This window comes from Nakamurella endophytica, assembly GCF_014646215.1.
Classification (GTDB): domain Bacteria; phylum Actinomycetota; class Actinomycetes; order Mycobacteriales; family Nakamurellaceae; genus Nakamurella; species Nakamurella endophytica.
Genome location: NZ_BMNA01000004.1, coordinates 35793 through 48821 on the forward strand (window position 1 = coordinate 35793; position 13029 = coordinate 48821).

10 protein-coding genes are annotated in these 13029 nt (G+C 76.8%); 2 read left to right on the forward strand and 8 right to left on the reverse strand.

Going from position 1 to position 13029, the window contains the following annotated elements:
- The first annotated feature begins 85 nt into the window (after positions 1–85).
- The gene (locus IEY37_RS10765) at positions 86–271 is read left to right on the forward strand and encodes a hypothetical protein (RefSeq protein WP_188941577.1); all 186 of its coding nucleotides are present in this window, start codon (positions 86–88) and stop codon (positions 269–271) included.
- A 207-nt stretch (positions 272–478) separates the two neighbouring features.
- Here the strand turns inward: IEY37_RS10765 and IEY37_RS10770 are convergent, their stop codons facing one another.
- The 3 genes from IEY37_RS10770 to IEY37_RS10780 all read right to left on the reverse strand — a co-directional run bounded on the left by IEY37_RS10770 (position 479) and on the right by IEY37_RS10780 (position 3365).
- Entirely contained in the window at positions 479–1615 is a 1137-nt protein-coding gene (locus IEY37_RS10770; protein WP_188941578.1) for a glycosyltransferase, read from the reverse strand.
- Positions 1608–2738 carry a glycosyltransferase family 4 protein gene (locus tag IEY37_RS10775; protein ID WP_188942287.1) on the reverse strand — a complete coding sequence of 377 codons (1131 nt, stop codon included), beginning with the start codon at positions 2736–2738 and terminating at the stop codon, positions 1608–1610. The genes IEY37_RS10770 and IEY37_RS10775 overlap by 8 nt, the downstream gene beginning before the upstream one ends.
- A gap of 186 nt (positions 2739–2924) precedes the next feature.
- A complete protein-coding gene (locus tag IEY37_RS10780) occupies positions 2925–3365 on the reverse strand; it encodes a YciI family protein (protein ID WP_188941579.1) in 441 nt (146 codons plus the stop codon).
- A 229-nt stretch (positions 3366–3594) separates the two neighbouring features.
- Between IEY37_RS10780 and IEY37_RS10785 the strand changes: the two genes are divergently transcribed.
- Positions 3595–6774, forward strand: a complete 3180-nt coding sequence (locus tag IEY37_RS10785) for a hypothetical protein (protein WP_188941580.1) — start codon at positions 3595–3597, stop codon at positions 6772–6774.
- Positions 6775–6850: 76 nt separating this feature from the next.
- On the opposite strand, the gene IEY37_RS10790 is transcribed toward IEY37_RS10785, so the two are convergent.
- From IEY37_RS10790 to IEY37_RS10810, 5 genes are read right to left on the reverse strand one after another with little or no spacing between them, the layout of a single operon-like run.
- Entirely contained in the window at positions 6851–8029 is a 1179-nt protein-coding gene (locus IEY37_RS10790) for a glycosyltransferase family 4 protein (RefSeq protein ID WP_188941581.1), read from the reverse strand.
- A 9-nt stretch (positions 8030–8038) separates the two neighbouring features.
- Positions 8039–9757 (reverse strand): glycosyltransferase family 2 protein, encoded by a 1719-nt coding sequence (locus IEY37_RS10795; protein ID WP_188941582.1) that lies wholly within the window; start codon positions 9755–9757, stop codon positions 8039–8041.
- The gene (locus tag IEY37_RS10800) at positions 9754–10980 is read right to left on the reverse strand and encodes a class I SAM-dependent methyltransferase (protein WP_188941583.1); all 1227 of its coding nucleotides are present in this window, start codon (positions 10978–10980) and stop codon (positions 9754–9756) included. The genes IEY37_RS10795 and IEY37_RS10800 overlap by 4 nt, the downstream gene beginning before the upstream one ends.
- Positions 10981–11035: 55 nt before the next feature.
- Positions 11036–12631, reverse strand: a complete 1596-nt coding sequence (locus IEY37_RS10805) for a glycosyltransferase family 2 protein (protein ID WP_188941584.1) — start codon at positions 12629–12631, stop codon at positions 11036–11038.
- Positions 12628–12942 (reverse strand): hypothetical protein, encoded by a 315-nt coding sequence (locus IEY37_RS10810; RefSeq protein ID WP_188941585.1) that lies wholly within the window; start codon positions 12940–12942, stop codon positions 12628–12630. Before IEY37_RS10810 ends, IEY37_RS10805 begins: the two co-directional genes overlap by 4 nt.
- Positions 12943–13029: the final 87 nt, after the last annotated feature.

A 13029-nucleotide genomic window follows, 5' to 3' on the forward strand; every position in this document is an offset into this window, starting at 1 on the left:
TACTGGTGGGACACGCCGGACGACGTCCCCCGCGCCCTCGGCCGGCGTTCCTAGCCTTGCCGGCACGGGGCGATCGGAGGCAGCGATGCGCGGTGTGGAACGGGCCCAGCGGATCCTGGACGCGGCACGCGCCCGGCACGCCGGCATCGCGACCCCCGGGTGGGTCACGTCGCCGATGGACACGTCCGGGACGGTGACGCTGTCCGCGGCGTTCATCGCCTCCTGCGAGCCCGGTGCCGCCGCGCGGCGCCGCCCCGGCAGCACGGACTGACCGCCGGCGCGGATCCTCGGCGTCGTCCGGAGCGTCCGCGCGGTCGGGATCCGGGCACGCGGCGCCGCCGCGCGGTCCGCAGGGGCGGGTGACGAGCAGCGCCGGCGGGCCACCGCGGGCCGGTGGACGGCAGCACCTGGGCCACCACGGGCGGGTGGCCGGCAGCACCTGGGCCACCGCGGGCGGGTGGCCGGCAGCGCCCCGGGATCACCAGAGCCCGGTGACCAGCAGCGCCGCCAGCACCACCCGGTCCCGCGGTCGCCGGCGCAGCTGCCCGACTCGCAGCGCCAACCGCCACCGGCTGCGCAGGTCGCGGCGGGACAGCAGATCCACCATCACGGCCAGCTCGTCGGCCGTCGGCGGCGGGACGGCGGGCCGCGCCGAGCTCGCGGCCAGGGTGTCGATGCCCGCCGTGGCGTCGGGCCGGTCGCTGGCAGGACGGGTCGCGGAAGCGGTCGGGGCGTCGGCCACCGCGCCGGTCACCGGTTCGGTCGCCGGGCCGGTCTGCGGGTCGGTCGCCGGGTCGGTCTGCGGGTTGGTCGGGGTGTCCACCGGGTCCCCCGCGGCCCGCGCCACCTCGAGCGCGGCGCGCGCCACCAGCAGCGCACCCTCGCGATGCCAGCCGCGCCGGATCATCCGCAGCCGCTCGACCGCGGACCGCAGCCCGACGTTCGCCCCGAGGTGGTTGTGGGCGTGCTGGCGGTAGTCCACCGTCGACCGGTCGAGGATGGTCCACCGCCACCCGCGGGCCCGGCACAGCGCGTACACCAGCCAGTCGTGCAGGCCGACGGCGGCGGCCGGCCCCGCCCGGTCGGCCAGTGCGGCCCTGGCCAGATCGACCATCCGCGGCGACAGCAGGAACGTGCAGCCGGGGCCGGCGCTCTCCAGCAGGTAGTCCCACCGGCGCTGGGGTTGCGACTTGCGGATCGGCGCCCGCCGCCCGTCCGGCCAGAACGCCGTGACGTCCGAGGACACCCCGTCGGACCCGGCGGCCAGGGTTGCGGCTTCGGCGGCCAGCTTGTCGGGCAGCCACCGGTCGTCCTGGTCGGCCAGGGCCACGAGCTCGCCGTCGGCCAGCCGGACGTCCCGCAGCAGTCGGTGGAAGTTGGCGGCCACCCCCGACCCGACATGCCGGGACAGCAGCTCGACGCGGGGATCGGCGGCCGCCCGGTCCACCAGCCACTCCCAGGTCCCGTCGGTCGACCCGTCGTCCGAGACCACCAGGCGGACCTGCACGCCCTGCTGCCCCAGCACGGTGTCGACCTGCTCGGCGATCCAGGGCCGCCCGTCGAGCGTCGCCATCAGCACGGCCACCCGGGGCGGTGCCGCGCCGGGGTCAGGCACGGGACCGGTCCGTGCCGGCCGCCCGGCGGTAGGCGTCCCGGTGCACCCGGGCCGTCGCCTCCCAGGTGAAGCCGGCCGCCCGGGCCCGCGCCGCGTCGCCCAGCCGGGCCCGCTCGCCGGGCGACGCCAGCAGCGCCGCGATGCCGTCGGCGATCGAGCCGGCGTCCACCTCGACGTACCGGACGGCGTCCCCACCCACCTCGGGCAGCGCCAGCCGGCGGGTGGTGAGCACCGCGGCGCCGCAGGCCATGGCCTCGAGCACCGGCAGGCCGAACCCCTCCCCCAGGCTCGGGTACGCCACCAGCTCGGCGCCGCCGAGCAGGCCGGGCAGCAGCCCCGCCGGCAGGTGCCCGGGTCGCAGCACCGCCAGCTCGGCGGGGACCGCGGCCACCGCGGCGTCGATCGCCTCGTCCCAGCCGGCGGCGCCGGCGAGCACCAGCGCCGGAGGGTCGTCCGTGCCGGCGCAGGCCCGCACGTAGCCGCGGACGAGCTCGGGCACGTTCTTGCGCGGCTCGAGGGTGCCCAGGAAGGCGATCCAGCGCCGGTCCCCCAGCCCGAGCCGGTCCGCGACCGCGGCCCGCCCGGCGGCGTCCGGGACGTGGAACCGGGACAGGTCCACGCCGTGGTGGGCGACCGCCAGCCGCTGCGGGTCGGCGCCGGCGCAGCGCTCGAGCTCGGCCACGGTGGCCGCGCTGGGCACCACGGCCACCGCGGCCCGGTGCAGCGCGACGCGGGTCCAGGTGCGGAAGAAGCGCTGCTTGAGGCCGCCGTGCAGGGCGGGGTCGGTGAAGAAGGTGGCGTCGTGCAGGGTCACCACGACCGGCCGGCCGGCGGCCACCGGCACGGTGTAGTGCGGCGAGTGGACGACGTCCACGCGGAGCCGGCGGGCCAGGACCGGCAGCCCGGTCTGCTCCCACGCCAGTCGCAGCGGCCGGGACCGCAGCCGGGCGGGCACCGGCACGACCCGGGCGCCGGGCGCCAGTGCGGTGAACACGTCCGCGTCGTGGGGTTGGCAGGCGACCGTCACCGGGAAGCCGATGCGGTCGAGACCGCCGACCAGGCCGTCGACGTAGCGGCCCACGCCGCCCCGGTCGGCCGGGATCGCGGTGGCGTCCAGCAGCACCGAGGGCTCACCTCGCGCCTGCGCCACCCGTCACCGCCTCCTGCCGTTCGCCGCCCGCACCGGGCGCGGCCGCGGTCGCGGCGCCGCCGATCGTACGAGGGCGACGGCGGCGCCCCGGGCGCCGCGCGGGACCGGCGGTGCGTGACCGTCCGGCCGCCGGCGCCCGACCCCGGCTCGGGCGGGACGTCAGGACCGCTCGGTGACCTGGTCCAGGAACCCTGCCATCTCCCCGGCGTCGGACGGCGCCCGTTCCAGCAGCGGCCGCACCTGGATCGGCTGCCGGGTGGGCCGGCCACCGCGACCGGGGACCGCGGACACCCGCGCCGCGATCTCCACCGCCCGCTCCTGGGATGCCACGTCGACGATCTGGAAGCCGGCGATCCACTCCTTGAACTCCTGGAACGGCCCGTCCTGGACGCCGGTGTGCCGGCCGTCGGAGCGCACCACCAGGCCGCGGTCGGGTCCGGTCAGCACGACCGAGTCGACCAGCTCCCCGGAGGCCACCAGTTCGTCGTGCAACCGGTCGTAGTGGGCCAGGTGGGCGTCGATCTCCGCGGGCGTCCACTCGGACATCGGCGTCTCGTCGTCGCCGCTGCGGAAGTCCACGGCGAGCAGGTACTTGGTCATCTCACTCCTACAGCGTTCGGGCCGGACGGTCCGGCGCACGGTGGTCGGCGTGGCCCGCCGCACCTCGACATACCCGGCGACCGCGGGCCGTCGGGCCCCTGGGCCGGTCCCTCGTCCGCCCAGCCTCGGGCGGACCGGAGCGCCGTCCCGGGCGCGGCGGCGCACCGGCCCGGCGCCGGCGCCCGGGTACGGTTTCGCAGGACCCGCACGCGACCGGGAGGACAGCACCATGCCTCAGGGCGAGCCGCCGCGCTCGACGGCGGCCGGCCCCACCCCGGCGCACGGCAGCACGCAGGCCGCCGAGGCGGCCGGACACCCGGACCCGGCGCACGGCAGCACGCAGGCCGCCGAGGCGGCCGGACACCCGAACCCGGCGCACGGCAGCACGCAGGCCGCCGAGGCGGCCGGACACCCGGACCCGGCGCACGGCAGCACGCAGGCCGCCGAGGCGGCCGGACACCCGGCCGGGACGGCCGGGGCGGACGGCGCCCGACCGGTGCACGCCGGGGCCTCGCCGCTCGGTGCCGGCGCCCTTGCCGGCTCCCGCGGGCTCCGCCGGCGCCTGGCCCGGACGCACCCCGTGGAGCTCGCCGGCCTGCTCGCCGTGCTGGTGTCGTTCGTGGTGCTGCTGGCGATCCGGATCGGGCCGGCCCTGGTCGGCGCCAAGGTGTTCGGCGGCCTGGACCTGCTGATCTCGCGGGCGCCGTGGACCACCGGGCTGCCGGTGCCCAAGGCGATCAACCCATTCGTCGGGGACACCGTCGACTCGGCCTTTCCCGCCTACCTGCAGATCCACGGTCGCCTGTGGTCCGGCGACCTGGCGTGGTGGTCGCCGCTCAGCGGCGCGGGCACCGCCCTGCTGTCCCAGCCCGGCATCCCCACCCTGACGCCGACATCGATCTGGATGGCGGTGCTGCCGCCGTCCTGGGCGGCCGGTTTCGTCAAGCTGCTGCAGGTGGCGATCGCCGCCGCCGGGATGATGCTGTGGCTGCGCCGGCTGGGCACCGGCCGTGCCGCCGGGCTGATCGGCGGCCTGGTCTACGCGGGCTCCGGCTTCTTCGTCGCCTGGGCCAACTGGCCCGGCCAGGCCTCGGTGTCCACGATGATCCCGGTCCTGTTCTGGGTCGTCGAGCGGTTCCTGCAGGTGCGGACCGTGCGGGCGGCGCTCGCCGTCCCGCCCGTGGTGGCGTTCCTGCTGCTCGGCGGCTTCCCGGCGGCCGCGGGCCACGCACTGTATGGCTGCGTCGGCTACGTCGTCGTCCGGCTGGTGATGCTGCGCCGGGAGCTGGGTACGGCGGGCGTGCTGCGGACGCTGGGCCTCGGCGTCGCCGCCGCCGTGGTGGGCGTGCTGCTGTCCGCGGTGCAGGTGCTGCCGATGGCGCGGGCGCTGGCCGACACCGACCTGGCCTACCGCCGGGCGCAGTTCGGCGTCACGCAGCCGCTGCGCTCGTTCATGTCGCTGTTCTTCCCGCAGGCGATGAACGGCGCCGGCTACCCCGGCTCGAACGCCATCGAGGCCTACGCGTTCGTCGGCATCGGCGCGCTCGGTCTGGCCGTGCTGGCCGTCTGCGCGCCGCGCACCGTGCCCGGTGGCCGCGGCGTCGTCTGGTACCTGGCCGGCGGCTTCCTGCTGTCCGCAGCCCTGGTGTGGAAGCACGGGTGGTGGACGAACTGGCTGGCCGACGTGCCGGTGTTCGAGGGCAACCCCTCCAGCCGGCTCCGCGACATGGTCGGGTTCTTCGGCAGCGGGCTGGCCGGTCTCGGCGCGCAGCTGCTGTTCGACCCCGCGCTGCGCGACCGGCGGCGCCGGACGCTGGTCCGGCTGGCCGCGGTCGGCACGGTGCTCGCCGCCGCCTTCTGCGTCGCCGCCTTCCTGCGGTACCGGGCGGCCGTCGACCACGCCACCTTCGCCGTGGACGCCGGACTGGGCGTCGCCACGCTGGTCCTGGTGGTCGTCGCGCTGGCCGCGGCCGGCACCCGCCGGACGGCGGTCCGCGCGGTCTCGGCGGTGGGCGTGGTTGCGCTGCTGGCCGTGCAGGCCGGCAACTCGGTCGCGTTCTTCTGGCCGATGACCCCGCCCGACGAGTTCTACCCGGAGAACGGGGTGATCGCCGCGGCCCAGGCCGACGAGGGTTCCGGCCGGGTCGGGCAGATCGGCACCTTCCTCGGGTCCACCGCCGCGGCCTACGGGCTGCGCACCGCCACCGGCCACGGCTTCCAGCCGACGACGTGGCAGGAGTACCTGCGGACGATCGACACCAACGCCTACAGCGGGGTGGGCAGGAGCCCGACGAGCCCGGTGCTGGCGTTGTCGCTGACCGACCGAAGCCTGCAGAACCCCTTGCTCGACCGGCTCGCCATGACCGCCGTCGTGGTGGCGCCCAACCAGGAGATCCCGGGCCCGGTCGTCCGGGCCGGAGGCGGATCCCCCATCGGCCCCACGGCATCGGTCGTCCCGTCGCCGGGCACCGTGTCGCTGCCGCGGGACGGGACCGTGTCCGTGCCGCTGGCCGCGCAGCCGGTGCGCGCCGTGCAGGTGTTCGTCGCCGCCGGAGCCGGTGGCGGGCGCCGCGGGCTCACCGTCACCGCGGCGGTCACCGACGGCGCCGGACGGGTGGTCGCCTCGGGCGCCGTCGGCCGCGGGACGCTGGGTCGCGGCTGGTTGCAGATCCCGGTGGCGGGCGAGTCGCTGGCGCAGGCGGCCGGCCCGCTGACGCTCCGGCTGGGGATGGCGACCGGTGCCGACGGGGCATCGGCGTTGACGCTGGGCGGGACGGGCGACACGGCGGACGTGCTGGTGGTCGGCCGGCAGGACGACGGGCTGGTGGAGCGCTACTCCGACATCCACGGCACCGTGTGGAGCCGCACCACCGCCCTGCCCCGGATCCGGTGGGCCGGCCGGGACGTCGTCGGGACCACCACGCAGCAGCGCATGCAGGCCCTGGTGAACGCGGCGCTGCCCCGGGACACCGTGGTGCTGGACGCGCCGGGCCCGCAGCTGTCCGGCGCGACCGCCACGCTCACCACCACCGCGGACGCCGGCGACCGGGTCGAGGTGTCGGTCGACGCCACCGGCGGCGGCTACGTCGTGCTGGCCGACGGCGTCCAGCAGGACTGGCGGGTGCTGGTGGACGGCCGGGTCGCCCCGCTGGTCCACGCCGACCACGCCTTCGGCGCCGTCTACGTGCCCGCGGGGACGCACCGGGTCGAGTTCCAGTTCTGGGACCGGGACCTGCGCAACGGCCTGCTGCTGTCCGGCGCCTCGCTGCTGCTGCTGCTCGCCGGGGTGGTGCTGACCGGCCGGCACCGCCCGTGGCGACGGCGCGCCGCCCCCGCACCCGAGCGACGGCGGCGCGCCGAACCGGACACGACCTTCCCCACGGATGGCGTCGCTCCGGGTCCGGCCTGACGGTCTCGCGACGCCCGCGCCGGCACCGCACGCCGGGCGTCGACCCGCCGATCCGGTGCCGGACGGTGCCTCGGGTTCAGTCCCGGCCGCGCCGGTCCCGCACCCTCAGGTGCAGGTCCCAGGTCGCCTCGGCGGACCGGCCCCAGTCGAAGTCGCCGGCCCGCCGACGGCCCCGCTCGGACAGCGTCGCGGCGAAGTCCCGGTCGGCCGTGACCCGGTGCAGCGCCGCGGCCAGCGCCCGCTCGTCGCCGCGCGGCACCACGACGGCGGCGCCGCCGGCCACCTCGACCAGGGCGGGCGCATCCGAGTGCACCACCGGCACGCCCGCGGCGAAGGCCTCCAGCACGGGCAGCCCGAAGCCCTCGGCGCGGCTGGGCGCGACCAGCGCCGCGGCGCCGGCGAGCACGGCCGCCAGGTCGGCGTCGGGCAGGCCGCCCAGCAGCCGGAGCCGGTCCGGCGACACTCCGGCGCGGCGCGCCAGCTCGACCGGGTCCAGGCCGCCCCAGCCGGGCCGGCCGGCCACCGCGAGCACCATCCCGGCGCATTCTGGGCGGCCGAGGGCGCCCAGCAGCACGTCGAGGCCCTTTCGCGGTTCCAGCGTGGCCAGGCTGAGCAGGTAGCCCGGCGGCAACCCGAGCGCGACCCGGCGGCGCTCCGCGTCGTCCGGCACCGCAAGCTCGGTGACCCCGTGCGGGACGACCGCCAGCCGCCCGCCGAGCTCGGGGAACAGCGCGGTCAGCTCGTCGCCGACCGTCCGGCTCGGCACGACGACGGCGTCCGCCTCGCGGACCGCCCGGGCGACCACTGCCCGGTGCCAGGCGACGCCGCGCGGGGTGAGGGTCTCCGGGTGCGTCCACGGCACCGTGTCGTGCACCGTCACCACCACGGGCCGGCCGGGGCGGCGCCGCCGTCCGGAACCGTCGGTCGCCGACGCCCGCGCGGGCCGGGCGGGCAGCACGAGCCGGCGCGGGAACAGCGGCGTGGTCGCGTGCACCGACGCGCCCAGCGGCCACGGTGGCAGGCCGCGCTCCCACAGCAGCGTGAGCGCCCGGCGGCCGACCGGCAGCCGGCGCGGCCCGCGGACGCCCGGCACCCGGGCCGCGGTCACGTCGCGGTGCCAGGCGGCCACCGACCGCACCCGCCAGCCGGCCGGCGCGGTGCGGACCAGCGCCGCGGCGATCTGGGCCGCGTACCGTCCGGTCCCGCCCGGCACCGGGGCCAGGCACTGCTCGACGACGACCACCAGCTCGGGCACGGCGGCGGGTCAGCCCCTCGGCGGGGACGGCGGCGCCGCGGCCAGCGCCGCCTGCAGACCGGCCGCGACCTCGGCCGGATCGTGGTGCCAGTACGGGTCCACCAGCAGCCGGTGGTCCCAGCGCCGCCGCAGGGTCAGGACCTCGGAGGAGGCGACCGTGCGCTTCCGGGTGCGCGACTCGAAGTGGTGCAGCACCGCGAACGGCGTCACCAGGATCCGGTAACCGGCCCCGGTGATCTTCAGGCTGAGGTCGACGTCGTTGAAGTTGACCGGCAACGCCGAGGACAGGCCGCCGACCTCGTCGAACACCTCGCGGCGCAGCAGGGCGCAGGCGGCGGTGACACCGGACACCTCGCGCTCGACCAGCAGGTCGGCCACCGGTCCCGGCCAGTCCGCCGGGGCGCCCGCGGCGACGTGCGTCACCTCACCGCCCTCGTACAGGTGGCCCAGGTGCTGGAGCGTGCCGTCCTCGTACAGCAGCTTGGCGCCCACCATGCCGACATCCGGCTGCACGGCCAGCGAGACCATGGTCTCCAGCCAGTCCGGGGTCAAGACCTCGACGTCGTCGTTGAGCAGCAGCACCAGCGACCCGGAGGATCGCTGCACGCCGATGTTGCACTTGGCCGAGAAGCTCCACGGCCCGTCGTAGGGCACCTCGACCAGCCGGTCCCCGGCCACGGCCCGCAGGTCCGCCAGCACCTGCGGCGGGGTGGCGGTGTCCGCCACCACCACGAGCTCGTAGTCGGGGTAGCTGCTCCGGGTCACCACGGACCGCACCGCGTCCAGGACCATGACCCGGTCGGCGCCACGGGTGAACCCGCGGGACCCCCGGGTCGGGATGACGATCGACACCCGCGGCCACCGGTCCAGCCGGCGGCGGATCCGGTACACGCCCACGGCGTGGACCTGCTCGACGGTCCCGTCGACCCCGGTCCGCTCGAGGTGGTCGGCCAGGGCACGGCGGGCGGCGTCGAACACCGGCGCGTTGTCCGACCGGTGCGACACCGACTCCGGATGGATGCGCCAGTGGTACAGCACCTCCGGCAGGTGGACGACGGACCAGCCGCGCGCGGCCGCCTCCTCGGTCGCCCGCAGCGCCAGGTCGTAGTCCTGGCTGCCGTCGTAGCCCCGGCGCAGCCCGCCGATCGCGGTCAGCAGGTCGCGGCGGTACACCGACAGGTGTCCCAGGTACATCTGCCCCCGCAGCCGCTCCGGGGCCCAGTCGGGCTTGCGGAAGGCGGCCCGGTACTCGCCGTCCGGGTGCAGCTGGTCCTCGTCGGTGTACAGCACGCCGACCGGCGGGTGGCCCGCGGCCGCCAGGCCCTCGACGTGCTCGCGGACCCGGCGCAGCGCGGCCGGTGCGAGCAGGTCGTCGTGGTCGAGCAGGGCGACGAACCGCCCGCGGGCGGCGGCGAGCCCGGCCGCGGTCGCGGCCACGATGCCCTGGTTCACCGGCTGGCCGAGCACGACGATCCGCCCGTCGGCGGCGGCGGCGTCCTGCAGCGCCGCCGACAGGTCCGGATCCGCGGACCCGTCGTCGACCAGCACGAGCTCCCACGACGGCTCCTGCTGCGCCCGGACCGAGTCGATCATCGGGTGCAGGTACTCCGGCGGCGTGCGGTAGACCGGCACCAGCACCGAGAACAGCGGCGCGCCAGCCGGTCCCCCGGGCAGCCCGTCGGGGGAGTCGGCGGCGTCGGCGGCGCTCGCGGCGTCGGCGGCGGTCATCGGCGCAGCAGCCGGCGCAGCGCGGGCTTGACCCCGCGGACCGGGAACAGCACCGCCCGGCCGACCCGCCAGCTGGCCGACGCGCGGAACTCGGCCTCCTTGGCGGCGACCGCCGCGGCGGCGTCGGTCGCCCGGTCCCGGGTCCGGTCCAGCTCGTCCTGCAGCGCGGCGACCACCGCCCGCAGCCGCTCGGCGTCCCGCCCGGCCGCCGCGACCGAGGTCTCGGCGTGCACCCGCACCTGCGCCAGCTCGGCCCGGAGCCCGACCAGCTCGTCGGCCATGGCCAGCCGGTTCATCCGCTCGGCCTGCAGGTCCGCGGCGCCGAGCGCGTCGAGATGCGCCTGCAGGGCGGCGATCTGCTCGTCGTCCCGGGCGATCCGCTCGTGCAGCGGCGCCGTCTCGTCGGCCACCCGGCGGGACGCCGCGGCCAGCTCCTCGCGCAGCCGGTCGGTCTCGGCGCGCGCGGCGGCCAGCTCGGCCAGCGCCGCGTCGCGGGCGCGGAACGCCGGGCCGCTCTGCTCGTCCAGGTCGCGTTGCACCGACAGCAAGGCCTGCCGCTTGGCGACCACCTCGCGCAGCACCGGCGTCAGCGCGGTCTCGTACAGGCCGACCACGTCGGCCGGCGTCATCCGGGCCCGGGCGAACACCACCGCCCAGGGGGAGACGAACGAGGCGTCGACGTCCGCCCGGCGGAAGAACCCGTGCCGGGCGAACGACCGGGCCCAGTCCGCGGGCGGCCGGACGTTGACGTGGGTCGGCTCCTCGTACCCGTCGGGCGTGGTGGACAGCACCACGACGTCGGTGGCCGCGCAGATGTTGGCGATGGCGGCCTCGGAGTCCTCGCTCGCCATGTGCTCCAGGACCTCGATGCACGTCACCAGGTCGTAGCGGTCGGCGAACGGCTCGGTGAGGTCCTTGACCTCGAGATGCTCGGCCAGTCCGGGCGGCGCACCCTCGATGGCGTGCGCCGAGATGTCGCCCCCGCGGGCGTCGACACCGCGGGCCAGCAGCTCGCGGACCAGCAGTCCCTTGGCACAGCCCGCGTCGTAGGACGTCGCCGGCTCGAACAGCTCGATCAGCCGGTCGGCGATCTCGCCGAAGAACCGCTTCCAGTGCGGCTCCTCGTAGCTGTACGGCGCGCCGGCGTACGTCTCGTAGTAGTTCTCGGCGTAGTCCCCCGCGACGGTGGTCGGCTGCCCGGCGAAGCTCCGGTTGTCGGTCATCGACCTGCCATCTCCTGTCCGCCGGACCGCGACGTCGCGGTGCGGTCCACCGTGCTCAACCTAGGTTGAGGACCGGGCCGTGGGGCCGCGGCCGCAGCATCTCGTTCCAGTACGGATCGGTCTCCAGCTGGTACAGCCAGCGCCGCTGGATGCGCTGCATCTCGACCTCGCCGACCTTGGGCACCCGGGTCTGCGACTCGTAGTGGTACAGCGTGGACCACGGCGTGTAGACGATGCGCAGACCCTCCGCCCGGATCTTCAGACACAGGTCCACGTCGTTGAAGTTCAAGGGGAACAGCTCGGAGAAGCCGCCGACCCGGGCGAAGACGTCCGCCCGCATCAGCAGGCAGGCGCCGGTGACACCGGATCGCTCGCCGGTCAGCTGCGCGGCGCCCCCCAGGTCCAGCGAGTCGGCCGGCTCGCCGAAGAGCAGGTGCCCGGGCGAGCCGCCGTTGTAGACGTGCCCGGCGTGCTGCAGCGTGCCGTCGGCGAACAGCAGCCGCGGCCCGACCGCGCCGACCTCCGGGTCGTCGAGCAGGTCGGCGAGCTCGGCCAGCCAGCCCGGGTCGACGACGTCCATGTCGTCGTTCAGGAAGCACAGGTACTCGCCGGTGGCCACCAGGGCGCCGGCGTTGCACTTGCGCGAGAAGTGGAACGGGCCGTGGAACTGCAGCGACGTCCAGTGTCCGGACGTCACCTTGTCGATCTGGTCGAGCACCGCCGGCGGCGTCGCCTCGTCGTGCACGACGACGATCTCCAGGTCGGGGTAGCCGCCCGGCCGGCTCAGCCCGTCGACCAGCTCCGCGACGTGCCGCCGGGGGAAGCCGTGGGTCAGCGACGAGCCACCGCGGGTCGGGATGACGACGCTGACGCGCGGCCGCCGGCCGGGCCGGCGGTGCACCCGCTGACCGACGGCCTGCCCGCCGACCTCCACCGGGGACACCTCGTCGACCGCGATGCCCACCCGGGCGCAGTGCTCGGCGACGACCGCGCAGCGGGCGGCCGCCGGGTCGTCGACGTACGGCGGCCGCAACCGGCCGCCGGCCGGCAGCGAGGACGGCGTGGCCCGGACCAGGTAGGGGCCGGGTACGTGCGCCGGCGCACCGGCGACCTCGGACACCCGCAGGACCAGGTCGTACCAGGGCGCCGGGCTGGACCGCCGGAAGCCGCCGACGGCCGCCGCGACCGCGGCCGGCACGGCCGCCAGGTACAGGGCGTAGGGCTGGCTGCGCAGCAGCTCCGGCGACCAGTCCGGCTTGAGCCAGACCCCGGTCGGGTTGCCGGCCTCGCCGCGCACCGACTCGTCGGTGTAGACCCACTCGGCCCGGGCCAGGCCGCGGCGCAGCGCCGCCACCGCACCGGGATCCAGCGTCGCACTCTCGGGCAACCAGGACAGGTGGGCGCCGGAGGCCAGCTCGGCCGCGGCGGCCGGGACGTCGGCGGCCGCGACGGCGGCACCGTCCAGCCCGCGGACCCGGTCGTGGGCTGCGGCCAGACCGACGACGGCCGCGCCGGTGCCCGGCTCCGCGTCCGGAGCGGCGACGACGCACCACTGCCAGTCCACGTCGTCCTGGGCGTCGAGCGAGGCGAGCATCGGAACGAGCGCGGCCGGCGACCGCAGCACGGACAGGAAGCTGACGAACGGACTCACCGGGCCAGCCTGCGCAGCCGGGTCAGCGCGGCGGCGGTGACCTTGCGCGCCAGGTGCGCCTCGAGGTCGTCGACGCGGTTGCGCAGCCGGTCCCGCTCCTCGCGGGTGCGGTCGAGCGCGAACTGCAGCGCCGCCACGTCCTCCGAGCGCAGCCGGTCGGACCGGGTGGCCAGCGCCCTGGCGTTGCCGGCCTCGGCCTCCAGCCCCTTGATGTGGTCGCGGAGCAGCAGCGCGGCGTCCGCGGGGATGCTGTCCAGGATCTCGTCGACGCCGACGGACCCGTCCAGTCGGCTGCTCACCTGCTCGGCCATCGGTGTCTCCGCCGTCCGTCTCTCGATCCGCCGCTCCGGCACGTCGTGCGCCTGGCGCAGTCCCCCACCCGCCGGTGGCGGTCGGGC